The sequence below is a fragment of the Psychrobacter sp. 2Y5 genome, assembly GCF_051847375.1.
GTDB lineage: Bacteria > Pseudomonadota > Gammaproteobacteria > Pseudomonadales > Moraxellaceae > Psychrobacter.
This window is the reverse complement of record NZ_JBPYDA010000009.1, coordinates 90,562-107,298: the sequence shown is the minus strand read 5'-3', so window position 1 is coordinate 107,298 and position 16,737 is coordinate 90,562. Positions and strand designations below refer to the sequence as shown.

Below are 16,737 nucleotides of genomic sequence, written 5' to 3'. Positions count from 1 at the left end.
AATAATATACAATAACTAGATTAAAATTGGCCCTAACGACTCCATCCACCCTGCAAACCACTCAGGATTTGCTGTCATTACTCCGCTGCAGTCCATCAACAGGGCGCAAGAGTACGTCAAATCGCGTCTTTAAACAAGCTTTAATAAAAAGCACTAAACGCTGAACGAGCAGCGTTTATAAGGTACAAGGTTTTATGGCTTAGCTTATATTAGCTCATAGCTACTGAACGAGTCAGCGAAGACTTATCTTGATCTTGGTAGCTGCCATATCGCCACTTGACCCGTTTTACTTTGAATCATTAAGCGCGTGCCATCCACTTGTAAGCTACTTAGCGCGCCTTTAGTCTCAACCCGGCTTACAATAGTACCTGTCGCTGGATCAAACAAATGGACAATGCCATCCAAGTCGCCGACAGCGATGTAATCACCAATCATTACTGGATTGGTAAGCTTGCGATAGGCAAGCTCCTCGCTCTCCCACAATACCTCACCGCTGCGACGATCATAAGCCACTACTTTGCCCTCTAAGCTCGTCGCAATAACCTGCTGACTATTGACCGCAAGTGACTTAAGACTAGCAAGCTCTTTGACAAACATGACCTCTCTAGAAGCCAAATCGATAGCTAATAACTGCCCACTATAGCTGATAGCAAATAGCTGATCATTATCAATGACAGGCTGACCATCGACATCGCTCATACGTTCCACTTCACTGCTACCTGTACCGATACCGATACGGCGCGACCATTTTGGCAAGCCATTATCCAGAGTGATCGCATGCAGACGACCATCAGCAGTAGCGAGTAAAGCAGTTTTATCATCTAATAAGGTTGGCGCAGCAGCACCGCGAACGCTAATGGTAGGAAGTCTAGTCGCAAACTGCCAGACCGATTGACCACTCTGTAGCGACAAACCATGCAGAAAACCATCGTTCGCCGATAAGATAACGCGATTATTGGTAATCAATGCAGTTGTCAACACCGATCCTGACAGCTGTTTTTGCCAGCGTTTTGCACCAGTAGCACTATCGACCGCTATAATCTGGCCACCGCGAGTACTGACAACAGCGGTTTGACTAAATGCATCCAAAGCGACCCCGCCAGTAATCTCTTCACCGACGTTAATCGACCATAAGCGCTGACCGTTACTATTATAGCCCGTTAGATCACCACCACGCCCTGCAACGACTATCTGACCATTTTCATAGCCAACTTGTAGATCTAGCGGGTCTTTTTTGCTAGCGTTCTTGCCTGCATCAACACTGAATACTGGTTGCAAGACGCTGATTGGCTGCGCAATTTGCACTAGCTTGACAGGATCATTGACCACCGGCTTTATACCGCGATTACAGCCCACAGCAGCAGTAGCCATCAAAGCCACTACTGCCATTTGCATAGCAGTCTTTTTTAAGGTACTGCTTTTTATAGTCTGGCTTGCACGAACAGATCGGGTCATTGTATTCTCACTACAAAAAATTAACGGTCAATAAGAAGCTGTAGCTAAAGATAATATCAGTCTTTATTACACAGCCACTACTATAATTAGGGTTAAAACTAAACTTTGTAAACGTCTAAAGCGCAGATAATATAACTTATTTACTGCATCTATTATTCAGGCTCGTTACTATTATTACTCTCATTACTGCTATTAACTTCGTTGTTAGCACTGCCATTGTCAGTCATTACAGCATTATCTACCGTCAATCCTTGCGGTGCCGCTGTCTGCTGAATAAGACTATCTTGAGCTTCAATGGGCTCAGGGTAGATACCTAAGCTCTCCATTTTTAGCGCCAGTACCGCCCGCGCTTCATTACGCTCGCTAATCAGATTCCAGGCATTATTATAAGCTTTAACAGCAGCCTCTTTATTGTTCTGGGCTTGATAAATATCACCTAGTAGCTCTTGTTGGCTCGCTTCAAAGGAGATTGGCACATCGCTTTTCGCTTCAGATAATGCCGCTTCTAAGTCATCAGCCGCTAAGAGCACTTGCGCGTAACGCAGACGCGTAATGGCTTTGAGGCCAGCGTCATCTAAATCAATAGCTAACGCTTGCTTAAGGCTAGCTGTCGCGCCTGCAAAATCGTCATTATCCACTTGCATCCGCGCTTTCATCATCAATGCTTGCCAAGCGTACACTGAATCGCCATGAGCGCCAACTAAACTATCAATATCACTATTGAGCTGATCCCGGCTTTCGCTCAGTGCCGCTAGGGCGTCGTCTTCTAGGTCTGGATTTTGCGCTGCTAAGCTGACTTGCTCATTTAATAGCTGTATATCAGCATATTGATCGGCAGCTACGGTATCCACACGGGCATGATTATTTTGCCAATAAGTCCAACCAAAATAGCCAGCCAACGCCAATAATATAATGGTAACGATATTGCCGCCATACTGTTTTAGCGCCTGCATCGAGTTGTCTGAGTTTGGCGAACTAGGATTCAAAGCCATGGGTATTTACCTGATGAAATTTATAATGAATACTTTATTAGAAGTGGTGTTATATGAATGTCTGAGTGAAGACTACTGGCCCAAAAAGTTGGCGCTATCAGCCAACCAATCTTCAGGAACGCTTTTTTGCTCACCATGGCGCATATCTTTAATACTAATCGTTTGCTGATCGAGCTCTTGCTGCGCAATAATCACCGTTAGCGCGGCACCTGACTTATCGGCTTTTTTCATTTGCGACTTTAAACTTGTGGCGCTAGCCATTTTTACGCGCAGATCTGAGCGAGTATAGCGCAGGTTTTGTGCATAAGCGATACCGGCACTATACACCTCTGGATGCGCTACGACAAAGACATCACAAGCAGAGTCTTCTGCAAAAGGTGCTACCGCTTCTATCAATAACAATAAGCGCTCAAGCCCCATCGCAAAACCAACAGCGGGCTCAGACTTTACCGGCTTACTATCTTGACTATCGCCTTTATTATCCATTGATTTTAACTGACCGATCAAACCATCGTAGCGGCCGCCGGCACAAACCGTAGCTTGGCTGCCAAGTTTGTCGGTTACCCACTCAAAGACTGTTTTGTTATAATAATCAAGACCACGTACTAGATGCGGGTTAATTTCAAAATCAATGCCAAGCTCAGTCAAATACGTTTGTACTTGTTCAAAGTGCGCCACACTCTCCGTACCCAAAAAGTCAGCTAACTTCGGTGCATCGGCCAATAGCGCTTGTGTACTCGCCTCTTTGCTATCCAAAATGCGCAGCGGATTAGTTGTTAAACGGCGTTTGCTGTCTTCATCGAGCTGCTCTTGCTTATTGGTCAAATAACGCACCAGCGCATCGCGATAAGCATGACGCTCCTCGCTCTCGCCTAGACTATTGAGCTGTAAACGCATCTCGTCTTTAAGACCCAGCTCTTGCCACATAAGATGGGTCATCGCAATCAGTTCAGCATCAGCGTCTGGCAAGGCACTACCAAAGCTCTCGACTCCAAGCTGATGAAACTGACGGTAACGCCCCTTTTGCGGACGCTCATAGCGAAACATCGGACCGATATACCAAAGTTTGGGCGTATCGCCGCGCAGTAAATTATGCTCGATAACCGCACGCACCGCTCCGGCAGTGCCTTCAGGGCGCAACGTTAAAGGCGTTGGCGGCTCTGACTTATCGGTAAAACTATACATCTCTTTTTCGACAATATCGGTTGCGCCGCCGATAGCGCGAGCAAATAGATCCGTCTGCTCAACGATAGGTAAGCGGATATTCTCATAGCCATAACGGCTCAGTACGTTTTGTAAAACGGCTTCTAGGCGTAACCACTTTGCCGATTGCTGTGGCAAAATATCATTGAACCCTTTAATAGCTTTAATCATGGTGCGGTTATACCCTTAAACTTTAATACGGTTGTTTTTATTTTTTAAATATAGAATATCAATACTTTTGAGTAGCAGCTCTTTATCAGTCACTGCTTTATAAGTTACTATTTCATAAGTAACTAGCCGACGCGAATAATCTCATTTTCGCGTGACTTAGCGAGCTCTGCCGCGTGGGCACGTACCATATCTTCGATTTCGTCCACTAAGTTATTGGTGTCGATAAGGTGGCTCTTGTCGCCCATGCGGTAGACCAGGGACTTAGGAGCGGCGCCAACGATACCAATATCAGCTTCTTTGGCTTCACCTGGACCATTTACTTTGCAGCCAATCACTGATAGGTTCATTGGTTCGCGAATATCTTCTAGACGCGACTCTAATGCCGTCATCACCTTGATGACATCGAACTCTTGTCGCGAGCAGCTCGGGCAAGCGATGAAATTCACGCCATTGGAGCGAATATTTAGTGATTTTAGAATATCAAAGCCAATTTTGATCTCCTCCTCCGGTTCAGCAGCCAAAGAAATACGGATAGTATCGCCAATACCATCAAGTAACAGCCCGCCCAAAGCAATAGCCGACTTGACCGCACCAGTACGATAGACCCCCGCCTCTGTCACCCCTAAGTGTAGCGGATTATCTATCTGCGCCGATATCAAGCGATAGGCGTCCATCGTCAAAAATACATTGCTGGCTTTGACTGAGACTTTATATTGATCAAAATTGAGACGTTCAAGAATATCGATATGCCGCATAGCAGACTCAAGCATCGCCTCGCCGGTTGGCTCTGTGTACTTACGCTGAATATCCTTTTCTAAGGAGCCGGCATTGACGCCAATGCGAATCGGAATATTATGATGCTTAGCACAAGCCACAACTTCGCGCACCTTGGCATCACTGCCGATATTACCCGGGTTGATACGCAAGCAATCAGCACCGGCTTCAGCTACGGCCAGCGCAATCTTATGATCAAAATGCACATCGGCAATCAGCGGTACGCTGACCTGTTTACGAATCTCGCCAAAGGCTTTGACCGTATCCATCGTAGGAGTAGAAACGCGCATCATATCCGCGCCCGCCTCCACGCAGCGCTCAATCTGTGCCACTGTAGCTGCCACATCACAAGTATCGGTATTGGTCATACTCTGCACACTGATCGGTGCATCGCCGCCAATTGCTACGCTACCGACATGTATTTTTTTGGTAGGGCGGCGATGAATAGGCGTTGACGTTGACATACAAATTCCTTTACTTAAAGTAGATAGAATAAACTTCTAAATATCAGGGACTATACCCTTATGGCGCAAGCTCAAATATAGCGCGATTACCAGTCGCATACTGCTCAAGGGCAATCGCTTGTTGATCGAGCACTAAGCTGGCATTATCGACATCGTCGATCTGAATACTAAACGGCGGCATCCCTATCAAAGTATAATTGCCTCTGGTCTGCTCACCATTCATCAGACTATTGCCTGAAGCATCTGTGATATTGACATCGACGGCATCGGTCAGCTTGACCTCTAAAGTGGCATTGCTTTGGCTATCACCGCCTAGATTAAGCGCTGATCCTGAAGCGCCAACGCCATCGTCCTCAGTCACTATTGCAGCGCCCTGAGCTTGCTCCGTAGCCGTGATGTCATCAGTCACGGGCGCAGCTGTTTCACTATCGCGGCTAGCGTTACTCACCATACGAAACAAAAAGAAAGCCAAAATAATGAGCGCAACAACCCCTATTATCAATAACGGGTTGAAACGAATACGGCTGCTAGTATCGCGCTGTAGCGTCCCCATCGGCTGTAGTAACGATTCGGCGTTGGTAGCTGAGCGGTCTTTTAGCTCATTAGGGTAAGCGGCATCGAAGGCGCTAGCGACCGTATTAGGATCTAAACTTAGATATTTGGCATAGTTAATCGCAAAGCCACGCGCAAATGCAACTTGCGGCAGCTCAGAGAAGTTTTCGTTTTCAAGCGCTTGCAAGTGACGTTTTAAAATAAACAGCTCAGCCGCTGCCGTCTCCAAGCTTATTTGCTGAGTGTTGCGAGCTTGTTGCAGCATGACACCAAATGAGTTTTGCGCATTGAGTTGAGTATTTAGTGATGATTCGGTCATTGCCATGGTGCCTCTGGATTGTTGAGCCAAGTCTTAAGTTGTTTTGCTTCATCGCTTAACGGATAAGCAGATAATAGTTGACGCGATAACTGTTGACGCTGGTTGCTATCACCCTGCGCTTTGGCCAATTTGACCCCTTGCAATAGCAGACGCGGACTGACGCCCTGCCCTTGTACCAGTATTAGCGTCTCATTATACAAGCGCTGAGCTTGCTGAACGCGGTTTTGGGCTAATAATAAATCAACCAGCTCAATATGAGCAACTAAGCTGTTACGGTTGCCATCTAAAGCCCGCAAAAATGCTTTTGCCGCGGCAGCACTATCGTTGAGCTGTAAATAAGTGCGTCCTAAGTTCTCTAGAGCGCTAATACGGCCTTCATAACCTAGTGCAGAGCCTGCAATTTCAAACTGCTGAGCCGCCTCGCTATAGCGCTTCATCTGCGAGAGATAAACTCCGTAATTATTACGGGCTTGTTCAAAATCTGCGTCAAGGGCAATCGCTTTTTTGAAGTATTCATCCGCCTTTTCAAGGTTAAGACGGCTACCTTCTTGCTGTAATAAAACGCCCATCATATCATAGGCTGGCGCGTATCGGCTATTGGCAGCAAAAGCTTTTTCGAGTTGGCGCTGGGCAGCATCTAGCTCGTTTTTATGGATATATTGGGCAGCAAGTGAGGTACGAACGCGGGCAATCTCTTGTTTATCAAGGTTTTTGTTATTACTTGTTGGCGCTGAACCTTGATAACGGGTACTGCCTGACAAATCGGGAGAGGTTGTACTTTGACAAGCGCTTAGCAGCATCGCTAATAAGGCACTAATTATTATTCCGCGTCCTTTAGATAGCGATCTCGATAGTATGTGTGGTTCGACTTTCATGGACAAACACCGTGGTTGACTAACATCCGCATCACTCATAGCACCTAAATCCTTGGTCTTACTAGCAATTATTAACACCTTTATACCTTGTTACCTTGTTACTTTAAAAAAATAATAAGTACTAAGGTATCGAATCTATACGACTTTATACCGATAAAAACCGTTAGTCTACCTCTTATCTACCTTAACGACTCAATAATCATTCACACTATTTGTTAAGGTTTATTGCACTATCATTGCTCTGTTATTGCCCTATCACTATATTGAGGTTTGTCTAAGCCTTAGCATCGCGCTTCGAGCGGCTGTCTTTAATAGTAACAGCTTGCGCGCTTCTGTCTTTGATGCTTTGCTGCCACTTCTCTGAACGGCGCGTACGGTCAGCGACCTGCCCAACTAGCTGACCACAAGCGGCATCGATATCATCACCACGAGTTTGGCGAATCGTACAAACAAAACCCGCTTGGCTGAGAATATCACTAAAAGCATGAATACGGTTATTACTCGATTTACCATAATCGGCATGCGGAAACGGATTAAAGGGTATTAAGTTGATCTTGCTTGGTAAATCCCCTAATAGCGCTACTAGCTGCCGAGCATGTACATCGCTATCATTGACACCATCTAGCATCACATACTCGATAGTGACGTGTTTTTTGTGGCGCGGATTGGCGTCGAACACATAGTTGCGAGCGGCGGCCATTAGCTCTGCTAGCGGATACTTCTTATTGATAGGTACTAGCTCATTACGTAGCTCATCGTTAGGCGCATGTAAAGAGATGGCTAAAGCAACATCGATATCCTGTGCCAGCTGATACATTTTAGGTACTACACCAGAGGTAGACAGCGTCACCCGGCGCTTCGACAAACCATAAGCATGATCGCTGAGCATCAGCTGCATAGCGCTGACGACAGGCTTATAATTGAGTAACGGCTCACCCATGCCCATCATCACCACGTTAGTGACTTTGTTTTCCCAAAGGCTAGGATCAACGTGCTCTAAGCTGTCATTCTCATCGCTCATATAAGAGGCATTAGCGACCCACAGCTGACCCAAGATCTCAGCAGCAGTTAAATCGCGCTCAAAGCCTTGCTTACCGGTACTACAAAAGCTGCAATCGAGCGCGCAGCCCACTTGTGATGAGATACACAAAGTCTTACGTCCATCGACTTTACTATCATCAGCGGGTATTAACACTGTCTCAACGAGTGAGCCGCCGGTGACTTCAAACACCCATTTACGGGTGCCATCATCGCTATATTGACGGTGAATAACCTTAGGCGCAGTCACGCAGGCATGCTGCGCTAACTTCTCGCGCAGCGACTTACTCAAATTAGTCATCTGCTCAAAATCGGTGACGCCGTGTTGATATATCCACTTAATCACTTGGGTGGCGCGAAAAGGCTTCTCACCGATACTCTTAAAATAATTGGCAAGCTGATCTTGCGACAGCCCTAAGAGGTTAGTCTTACTCTGAGTGTCAGCTGACGGCGTGGAAGTGTGTACCATGGACATAATAAATACCTTTTTGCCTGAGCTAAAAAGCTTGGGCAATATTGTGGAGCATGAGCAATCCGTTATGAGCGCTGTTCAATGGAATGCTACCAATAAACAATACTGATAAAGGATTGCTAACGCTATTAACCTTATATTTTTAAAGCCAGATGTTTTAAGCTGCAATAACACAATTATAAAGCAATAATGAATATTAGGGCAATTACTGGCTATTTCAATATAAGACAAGAAGCTTTATATTAATCAGTCTAGAGTAGAAACGGCCTACACCCCATAGAGTATAAGCCGTTTTGCGTTAATAATAATCAAGCTATTGAGGTCTAATTTTGAGTCTTTGACTACTAGTCTCCCAACAGCAAAGATTAATAGCAACGCTTATATACTGATAAATACTAAGCCGTTTAGGTAGTATTAACGAGTACGAGCACAAACTTCATTATCATTGAAGAAGTAGCTGATTTCGCGCTCAGCTGATTCCGCAGAATCTGAACCATGAACGGCGTTTTCATCAATACTGCTAGCAAAATCTGCACGGATAGTGCCTTCAGCCGCTTCTTTAGGGTTAGTAGCACCCATGATTTCGCGATGCTTAGCGATAGCGTTTTCGCCTTCTAGTACTGATACTAATACTGGGCCTGAGGTCATGAATGACTTTAGATCGTTATAGAATGGACGCTCAGCGTGTTCAGCGTAAAAGCCGCCCGCTTTTTCGTCATCAAGTTGCATCATTTTAGCGGCAACGATTTTTAGACCAGCTTGCTCAAAGCGATCATAGATAGCGCCGATATGATTGCCAGCGACTGCGTCAGGTTTGATAATAGATAGAGTACGTTCGTTAGCCATGAAAAGCTCCTATAAAATGGATTAAGTTAGCCGTAAAAATAAATGGGTAAGTTATCTGTGATCATCACACTCAATCAGCTAAATAAACCGATGGACTGATGCGTTATCAATGCGAGCGCATTGTCCTCAGTGGAAGATTGCTGCCTATTATAATGATTAACACTACAAATGATAGGGTTAATTTATGATTGTGTCTTACTAAACCGTAAATATCTTTAGTTATAGTCATTCAGCGATTATGACTAGAGCGTGTTGAACTCCCTATCATCTATAGACAGGTTTTAAATACAAAAATCCCAATGTCTAGTATGATTTAGACACTGGGACTTCGTTATCTATTTAGCATTTTTATAGACTAAGCATCATACGGATCACGTAGGACAATAGTCTCTTCGCGGTCAGGGCCGGTTGAGATGATATCGACTGGGCAATTTATGAGCTGCTCGATGCGTTTGATATATATCTTGGCATTTTCTGGTAGATCCTCATAGTTAGTGATACCTACGGTCGACTCGCTCCAGCCTTGTAGAGTTTCATATTTAGGCGTAACCGACTCATAGAACTCGGCATCATGGGCGCCTGCACATTCAGTCTCAGGCAAGTTATAGCCGACACCGATCAGTAGCTCTTCTAAACCATCTAAAACATCAAGCTTAGTCAAGCAAATGCCTGACAGCGAGTTCAGTACTACTGCACGGCGTAGCGCCTCAGCATCAAACCAACCACAACGGCGTGCACGGCCAGTGGTCGCGCCAAACTCATGGCCGACTTTGGCCAAATGCGCCCCAACATCATCGAATAGCTCGGTTGGGAATGGACCGCTACCAACACGCGTGGTATAAGCTTTAGTGATACCCAACACATAGTCCAAATATAATGGACCGATACCCGTACCGGTGGAGACGCCGCCTGCAGTCACGCTTGAGCTGGTCACAAATGGATAAGTGCCGTGATCGATATCAAGCAAAGTGCCTTGGGCACCCTCGAACATTAAGTTCTTGCCCGCTAGACGCAGCTGGTTAAGATCTTCGGTCACATCAGTAACCATACCTTTGATCTCTTCGCGCCACTCTTGGCACAGCTTAAAGGTTTCATCAAAATCAATAGCTTCGACTTTATAGTACTGCGTCAACTGGAAGTTATGATATTCGATAAGATTACGTAGTTTTTCTTCTAAGTCATCGCGGAATAAGTCAGCAAGCTTAATCGCTCGGCGTGCGACTTTGTCCTCGTATGCAGGACCGATGCCGCGGCCAGTAGTACCGATTTTACCAGAGCCGCGTTTGGCTTCACGCGCTTGGTCAAGCGCCACATGATACGGCATGATAAGCGGACAATTCGGTGAGATACGTAGGCGCTCGCGTACTGGCACATCGTTATCCTCTAGCTCTTTCATCTCTTTGAGCAGAGCGTCAGGAGCCAAGACCACACCGTTACCGATGAAGCAAGTGACATCGTCACGCAAAATACCTGAAGGAATGAGATGCAGTACGGTAGTTTTGCCATCGACAACTAGCGTATGCCCTGCGTTGTGACCACCTTGAAAACGCGCCACCGCTGAGGCTTTTTCGGTAAGCAAGTCGACGATTTTGCCTTTACCTTCATCGCCCCATTGGCTCCCTAAAACTACGACATTCTTACCCATGATAGATCCTTACAGTAATGTATTTGAGTAGGTTAATAAACGACTATTAAATTAAAAAGCTAAGCTTAACATCAGACTTAGCTATGGATTAAATCAGATATTTAGATAAAGATTAGAGCGCGTTGCCCTACCACTATATGCGTTGCCCTACCAATATATGTTGGTACTATATAGTAGTTAATTGATATTAGTTAATTGCCAGTGCTCATCGACTAGGCTTAAACGATGGGTGACATCCGCTGGATAGTCGTCTTTGCTTAAGGGCACTATTACCCGGTACCCTTGCTGACGCCATTTTTCGATTTGCTGCTGTAACGCTTGCTTGCACGCACTATCGGCCTCAGTCATATCGGTATAATCAACAATGACTACCGCTGGCGCTTCAAGCTCAATATGTGCCAGTAATCGACTAACATCCATACTAAAACCAGTCGCGGCTCGCGGCGCTTGAGCATCAGTCAATTGACTGTCCTGACTTTGCATCCCATCGAAGCGTCCACCGCGTACTAATGGCTGAGTCTCACTATTGATATAGCCGTTGAAGACAATACCCGTATGGTAATGATAGCCTGATAGCTCAGTGACATCGATACTCACTTCACAGTGCCATTGCTGCTGCAGATGAACGGTCAAGCGCTGTAATTCGTCGACTGCTTGCGCGATTTCGCTATCTTGCTTAGCAGTAGCAGATAGCTTCGTTAGCAACCCGGTCATATCATGACCAAAACGCGCCAACGCATAAAAATCGTTCCCCATCGGCAGGGCTTTACTTATTCGTTTAAGCTCTGGTAGGTTTTTATTGGCGTACAGCGTCATCAGCTGATCGGTGTCACTGGCAGACAACTGTGCCAGCTCAGCTAAGCGTTTGAATATCGCCACGTGACCTAAGTCGATATGAAGACTCGCTTTTAGATTCAGGCCATTGACCATAGTAAATAATACATCTATCAGCTCAATGTCGGCCTTTAAATCATCACAGCCAAAAATCTCAGCACCCAATTGCAGCGGTGTGCGTGAGCCAAATAATCCTGACGGTAGCGTATGAATGACATGGCCCACATAACAATAGCGCGCTATACCCTTACCATGATGTGCGTCAATACGCAGAATTTGCGGCGTGATATCGGCCCGCAGACCCATCAATCGGCCCGTCAGCTGATCGATAATCTTGAACGTTTGACGCTTAAGATCTTCTGAGGCTTCACTCAATAATGACTCAGTATATTCGATCAACGGAGGGCTGACTGGCTGATAACCATGAGTAATCAACTGCTGGATGAGCTGATAACGCAGGACTTCCTGCTTTTGGGCAGCAGAAAAAAGCACATCACCAACCCCATCAGGTAGCAGCCAATTATTAGCCACTTCGGCGGCATGATTACTCAAGTAAGAAAGGCCGTTGCTAGCCCCTGTAGGTGCCGTGTGGGTACTCTGCTGAGTCGCCGAAGAGGAGTGAGCAAAGCTAGTAGAATCAGAACTGACAGACACAATGAATCCTTGTTTGGCTTATCACGCAAACGCGATATGATAAGTTTATGAGCGGTTTGTATTTTTAGCACGCACTATCACTGACCCAATTCGTATAAAGCAACTAGGTCATCTCAATACCAAATCATTTTCAGTTTAGGTTATTTAAAATCTAGATCGTTATATATTAGACCGATTTAAGTATAGTCGTTTTTAATTATGATAATGAATAGATGAGGATGATAAAAGCTATCGCTATGCTCTTCAAACATTTGACATACTATATTAGACATATAACATAAAGCGTTTGAACACACTCACGCGAAATGCTCACAGCACTTGAGGATTTAGTTTAGCATAGCCGTTGAGATTCGACTAGTCACAATTCTCTTTAATCATCTATCACTTTTTAACTGATATAGAGATAAGCCGTTGAGAATAGCGACGGATACCCGTTGTGTGCTGATAGCGTAGTAAGACCGCGATAATCAATCACTAATAATAGAGCGGTTTTTGGTTTATTGACTTATCCCTACGCCCTAGACCCGTGTTACACTAACCCATATTTTTTTTGGAATTTTTATGTCCACAGATTACCATCCAAACCCCGACATCAATCAAACCAATGTACTAGGCACCGCGCTTGCTAGCTGCTGCTTTGATCCTATCACAGGGTATTATCGTAACGGTTTTTGTCATACTGGCAACCAAGACGTTGGCCAACATACTGTCTGCGCTAAAATGACCAGTGAATTTTTGAACTTTTCGTCTAGCCGCGGTAATGATCTGATCACGCCTTTACCTGAGTATAATTTTGCCGGTCTAAAGCCCGGTGACTATTGGTGTATTTGTGCGCTGCGCTGGGTCGAAGCATTAGACTTTGACATAGCGCCGCCTATCAAGCTCGAAGCTTGCCATGAGAGCTTACTGACGCTCGTCGATATTGACACCTTAAAGCGTTATGCTTTATAAACTGCCGCTTGATATTTAATACTTGATAGGTGATATTCGACATCTCGTTATTTTTAGAGCAAGCACTTTCTAAAATGCGGCAGGTCTTATGTTATAGCGATACCTTTAGATAAATAAAGGTTTTATTTTAAAGACTTAACTTTAACGACTAAGGCTTTAACGACGAGGAAGAGCGTCTATGCACCGTGATGATGAGCCGTCAGCCCAGACGATACGTATCGCCCCTGATTCCAATATCGAACGTATCTACTCTAACAGCGTTGAGGCGCCGCTAAACTTAGTCGATTACGATAGTTATATTTATGGTGATGCGGACGCGACGGCAGAAGATACGCTTGAGACCATGACCGTCTATGACCCGGACTCAGAACGCTATGAGGATATCGTCGTCTCAAGCGACGCTGAAGTGGTCAACTGCTACTCTTACTCGCGTAAGACCGGTAAACAAATCAGCCAGTTGGCGCTCAGCGACGTAAGTAAAGCCTTGACCAATAATAATCAATTTATTTGGCTAGGACTTTATGAGCCAAGCTTACAGACCATCGCCGAAGTACAAAATGCTTTTGATCTGCATGAGCTGGCTATAGAAGACGCTTTTGCTGATAATCAACGTGCCAAAGTTGAAGCCTATAATAACAATACGATATTCTTAGTCGTTCGAACTGCCAAGCTCGAAGACAATTATATTCGCTATGGCACGACCGCAATATTTATGGGTAAGAACTACCTGATCACTATCCGTACTGGCCCCTCAAACGCCTATGCACCAGTACGTGAACATTGTCATCTGCGCCCCGAAAAATTAAGAATGGGGCCTATCTTTATCTTGCATGCTGTTCTTGATTTTATTGTTGATAATTATCTACCAATCACCGATAGACTGGGTAGCTATTTACGCGAGCAAGAGCGCAATATCTTTACCTATGAATTCAATAAAGACACCCTAAAGAATCTCTATGAGATTAAGTCACAACTGGTACACATGCGCGCGGTGATACTGCCGGTACAAGATATCTGCAACTTCTTTATTAATCATCAAAAAAGCGATTTAGTGCCTGCTTTCCCTAATGCCGCTAAGCCTTATTTTCGCGATATAAACGACCATCTGCTGCGCTCATTAGATGCGGTCAACGGTCTTAATGAGATGCTAAGCTTAGCTATGGACACTTATATGGCTATGGTCAATATGGGGCAGAATGAGGTGGTACGTAAGCTTGCCGCTTGGGCAGGTATATTGGCAGTGCCGACTGCTGTCGCCGGTCTCTATGGCATGAACTTCGATTTTATGCCTGAGCTGCATTGGGAGTACTCTTATTTTGTTATTTTATTTTTGATCGCTGCGACTTGTAGCTACTTATACTATAAGTTTAAAAAAGTGAAATGGCTCTAATTAGCAATAGCCTAATTATGAATAAAACGTTTTAAGCTAAAAAAAAGAGCTCATCAATGAGCTCTTTTTTATCTATTTGAAGTTATTTCAGATAAAAGAACCTGACTCACAACCAAACTTACTACCGGCGTTTTCTGATATTAAAGCTGGGCAGATGGTGCTCAGTATTAGGGCTTTGGTGATCGTCGTAATAGTCTTCAGGACGACCGAACATTTTTGCCGTCCAAGTCAGAATCACAATAGAGAAGCTCAATATCATCACCGCTACCGAAATAGTCGCTAATAGCCAGAGGTGATAATACTCTGATACCGCCTGCACATCGACGACTAAATGCCGTGATAAAGCAGTAATCGCAATGAATATCAAAAACTGCACGGGCAAACGGTGGGTTTTAAAATAAATGCCGATCATCGCAAGCAACTCAAGATAAATGAACAGTAATAAAATATCTTTTAAGTCTGCTGAGCCTTTTTGGAAAATATAAAAAAACTCTTTGCCCGCTGTCCACACCACCACTAAGCTGATAAAAAACAAAATTACATAGTGGCAAATATCGACAAAGTCGCGACCGAGGTATTGTAAGCGCTCATAAATACTGACTTCGCTCTTGGAGTGCTGCGCCCTGTCAATACGGCTCGTCTCAATGCTATCTTGCTTGACGTTATTACTTTTATCAACTTTATGTATGCTAGCTTCACTGGTGCCAGATTCATTAATACCAGGTTTATTACTATTAGTTTCGTTTGTAGACTTCGATGACTTATCTGATAACGTAGTCATCAGCCTGTCGCACCAGTTGTTAGATCTGCATCTAATCTAGCTGACTTTTCCGCGGCTTCAACCGTTTGGCGAATCAAGGTATTGATAGTCATCGGCCCGACCCCGCCTGGCACTGGGGTATAAGCACTAGCAATATCAGCCACACCGCTCATCTCAATATCACCAACGCCGCCGTTATCTGTAGGATGGAAGCCGGCATCCACCACTACCGCGCCGGGTTTAACCCAAGCCGCTTTGATCAGCTCAGGTACGCCGACAGCACCAACGATAATATCTGCACGCTCAACATGAGCTTGCAAATCTTCGGTTCTTGAATGGCAGATCGTCACGGTGCAGTTGGCATTTAATAGCATCATCGCCATGGGCTTACCTAAGATCGGACTACGCCCGACTACCACCGCCTGCTTACCCGATAGCTCGATATCGTAGTGCGCTAGCAGATGCATGATACCCTGCGGCGTACAAGAGCCGTAAGCTGACTCTCCCATACTCATACGACCAAAACCTAAGCAAGTGACGCCATCGACATCTTTTGCCAAGTCAATTTGCTCAAAACAAGCGCGCTCATCGATATGATCAGGCACAGGGTGCTGCAATAAAATGCCGTGCACATCTGGATTATTATTAAGCTCGTCAATTTTTGCTTTGAGCTGCTCGGTGGTGGTTTCAGAAGGCAACTCGACCTTAATAGAGTCCATACCGACGCGCTTGCAAGCATTGCCTTTCATACGCACATAGGTCGCAGAAGCAGGATCAGCACCGACCAATATCGTCGCAAGGCTTGGGGTACGTCCCGTCTTCTCTTTAAGCGTAGCCACACGCTGGCTCAGTGAGTGCTCTATCTGTTTAGCGAGCGCTTTGCCATCTAACAGCGTGACAGATTTTTGCTCAGTTGATGGTTCAGTAGTGTTTGACGCGCTTGACATGATAACTCCAAAATTTTGGCGATGAACAGAAAGGAAACCCGTGTAATTCACGCGTGATATTGTACCTCTGTTACCGGTAAAAACCTACCCACTTACGTCTATTAAAACATTCTTCCTGAGCTTAGTTGTTCTTTATATCAAAGCTTATTAGATCTTTTTTATCACTTATTTCGTTGCTATTCATAATATACGTAACAACACTTGTATTAGACCTTACAGTAAGATCTAGGCTGGAGATTATTAGGTATTTGTAAATAAAAACAACTTAAAGCTAACTGGACGGTCAATAGATTTGAAGTTACATCTGTGTTAGGTTATTGACACAAAAATTAAATACTAAGGGGATTTACTTTAGTATTCGCTTTATTTTGATTCCTAATTATAGATATAGTGAG

General features: G+C 44.8%; 14 protein-coding genes. 2 read left to right on the top strand and 12 right to left on the bottom strand.

Going from position 1 to position 16,737, the window contains the following annotated elements:
• Positions 1 to 243: 243 nt before the first annotated feature.
• From bamB to ACS8E3_RS10265, 10 genes are all read right to left on the bottom strand, one after another.
• Positions 244 to 1,455, bottom strand: coding sequence for an outer membrane protein assembly factor BamB (gene bamB, locus ACS8E3_RS10310; RefSeq protein WP_439243960.1), 1,212 nt, complete (start codon positions 1,453 to 1,455; stop codon positions 244 to 246).
• A 152-nt stretch (positions 1,456 to 1,607) separates the two neighbouring features.
• Complete coding sequence (locus ACS8E3_RS10305; protein ID WP_439243959.1) at positions 1,608 to 2,447, bottom strand: YfgM family protein; 840 nt, start codon at positions 2,445 to 2,447, stop codon at positions 1,608 to 1,610.
• A 72-nt stretch (positions 2,448 to 2,519) separates the two neighbouring features.
• A complete protein-coding gene (gene hisS, locus ACS8E3_RS10300; RefSeq protein WP_439243958.1) occupies positions 2,520 to 3,821 on the bottom strand; it encodes a histidine--tRNA ligase in 1,302 nt (433 codons plus the stop codon).
• A gap of 122 nt (positions 3,822 to 3,943) precedes the next feature.
• Positions 3,944 to 5,059, bottom strand: a complete 1,116-nt coding sequence (ispG, locus tag ACS8E3_RS10295; RefSeq protein WP_439243957.1) for a flavodoxin-dependent (E)-4-hydroxy-3-methylbut-2-enyl-diphosphate synthase — start codon at positions 5,057 to 5,059, stop codon at positions 3,944 to 3,946.
• Between the two features lie 58 nt (positions 5,060 to 5,117).
• The gene (locus ACS8E3_RS10290) at positions 5,118 to 5,930 is read right to left on the bottom strand and encodes a helix-turn-helix domain-containing protein (protein WP_439243956.1); all 813 of its coding nucleotides are present in this window, start codon (positions 5,928 to 5,930) and stop codon (positions 5,118 to 5,120) included.
• Complete coding sequence (pilW, locus tag ACS8E3_RS10285) at positions 5,927 to 6,844, bottom strand: type IV pilus biogenesis/stability protein PilW (RefSeq protein WP_439243955.1); 918 nt, start codon at positions 6,842 to 6,844, stop codon at positions 5,927 to 5,929. Before pilW ends, ACS8E3_RS10290 begins: the two co-directional genes overlap by 4 nt.
• 235 nt (positions 6,845 to 7,079) lie before the next feature.
• Positions 7,080 to 8,318: a dual-specificity RNA methyltransferase RlmN gene (rlmN, locus tag ACS8E3_RS10280; RefSeq protein WP_439243953.1), complete on the bottom strand. Its 1,239-nt coding sequence runs from the start codon at positions 8,316 to 8,318 to the stop codon at positions 7,080 to 7,082.
• A 411-nt stretch (positions 8,319 to 8,729) separates the two neighbouring features.
• Entirely contained in the window at positions 8,730 to 9,161 is a 432-nt protein-coding gene (gene ndk, locus ACS8E3_RS10275) for a nucleoside-diphosphate kinase (protein ID WP_439243951.1), read from the bottom strand.
• A gap of 355 nt (positions 9,162 to 9,516) precedes the next feature.
• Entirely contained in the window at positions 9,517 to 10,806 is a 1,290-nt protein-coding gene (locus tag ACS8E3_RS10270) for an adenylosuccinate synthase (protein ID WP_439243949.1), read from the bottom strand.
• Positions 10,807 to 10,983: 177 nt separating this feature from the next.
• On the bottom strand, positions 10,984 to 12,192 hold the full coding sequence (locus ACS8E3_RS10265) for an ATP phosphoribosyltransferase regulatory subunit (RefSeq protein ID WP_439244029.1): 1,209 nt from the start codon (positions 12,190 to 12,192) through the stop codon (positions 10,984 to 10,986).
• Positions 12,193 to 12,855: 663 nt separating this feature from the next.
• On the opposite strand from ACS8E3_RS10265, the gene ACS8E3_RS10260 reads away from it, so the two are divergent.
• Together ACS8E3_RS10260 and corA are read left to right on the top strand one after the other, a co-directional pair.
• Positions 12,856 to 13,245, top strand: coding sequence for a DUF2237 family protein (locus ACS8E3_RS10260; RefSeq protein ID WP_439243948.1), 390 nt, complete (start codon positions 12,856 to 12,858; stop codon positions 13,243 to 13,245).
• 178 nt (positions 13,246 to 13,423) lie between these two features.
• Positions 13,424 to 14,635, top strand: coding sequence for a magnesium/cobalt transporter CorA (gene corA, locus ACS8E3_RS10255; protein WP_439243947.1), 1,212 nt, complete (start codon positions 13,424 to 13,426; stop codon positions 14,633 to 14,635).
• A 121-nt stretch (positions 14,636 to 14,756) separates the two neighbouring features.
• On the opposite strand, the gene ACS8E3_RS10250 is transcribed toward corA, so the two are convergent.
• Positions 14,757 to 15,416 carry a phosphate-starvation-inducible protein PsiE gene (locus ACS8E3_RS10250; RefSeq protein ID WP_439243945.1) on the bottom strand — a complete coding sequence of 220 codons (660 nt, stop codon included), beginning with the start codon at positions 15,414 to 15,416 and terminating at the stop codon, positions 14,757 to 14,759.
• Positions 15,416 to 16,342, bottom strand: a complete 927-nt coding sequence (folD, locus tag ACS8E3_RS10245) for a bifunctional methylenetetrahydrofolate dehydrogenase/methenyltetrahydrofolate cyclohydrolase FolD (protein ID WP_439243943.1) — start codon at positions 16,340 to 16,342, stop codon at positions 15,416 to 15,418. Before folD ends, ACS8E3_RS10250 begins: the two co-directional genes overlap by 1 nt.
• Positions 16,343 to 16,737 lie beyond the last annotated feature (395 nt).

Bases quoted from the DNA above. Each gene is read 5' to 3' on its own strand.
- folD (WP_439243943.1), bottom strand. From the start codon at position 16,342: ATGTCAAGCGCGTCAAACACTACTGAACCATCAACTGAGCAAAAATCT.
- ACS8E3_RS10290 (WP_439243956.1), bottom strand. From the start codon at position 5,930: ATGACCGAATCATCACTAAATACTCAACTCAATGCGCAAAACTCATTT.
- corA (WP_439243947.1), top strand. From the start codon at position 13,424: ATGCACCGTGATGATGAGCCGTCAGCCCAGACGATACGTATCGCCCCT.
- bamB (WP_439243960.1), bottom strand. From the start codon at position 1,455: ATGACCCGATCTGTTCGTGCAAGCCAGACTATAAAAAGCAGTACCTTA.
- rlmN (WP_439243953.1), bottom strand. From the start codon at position 8,318: ATGTCCATGGTACACACTTCCACGCCGTCAGCTGACACTCAGAGTAAG.
- ACS8E3_RS10260 (WP_439243948.1), top strand. From the start codon at position 12,856: ATGTCCACAGATTACCATCCAAACCCCGACATCAATCAAACCAATGTA.
- pilW (WP_439243955.1), bottom strand. From the start codon at position 6,844: ATGAGTGATGCGGATGTTAGTCAACCACGGTGTTTGTCCATGAAAGTC.
- ndk (WP_439243951.1), bottom strand. From the start codon at position 9,161: ATGGCTAACGAACGTACTCTATCTATTATCAAACCTGACGCAGTCGCT.
- ACS8E3_RS10270 (WP_439243949.1), bottom strand. From the start codon at position 10,806: ATGGGTAAGAATGTCGTAGTTTTAGGGAGCCAATGGGGCGATGAAGGT.
- ispG (WP_439243957.1), bottom strand. From the start codon at position 5,059: ATGTCAACGTCAACGCCTATTCATCGCCGCCCTACCAAAAAAATACAT.
- ACS8E3_RS10305 (WP_439243959.1), bottom strand. From the start codon at position 2,447: ATGGCTTTGAATCCTAGTTCGCCAAACTCAGACAACTCGATGCAGGCG.
- ACS8E3_RS10250 (WP_439243945.1), bottom strand. From the start codon at position 15,416: ATGACTACGTTATCAGATAAGTCATCGAAGTCTACAAACGAAACTAAT.
- hisS (WP_439243958.1), bottom strand. From the start codon at position 3,821: ATGATTAAAGCTATTAAAGGGTTCAATGATATTTTGCCACAGCAATCG.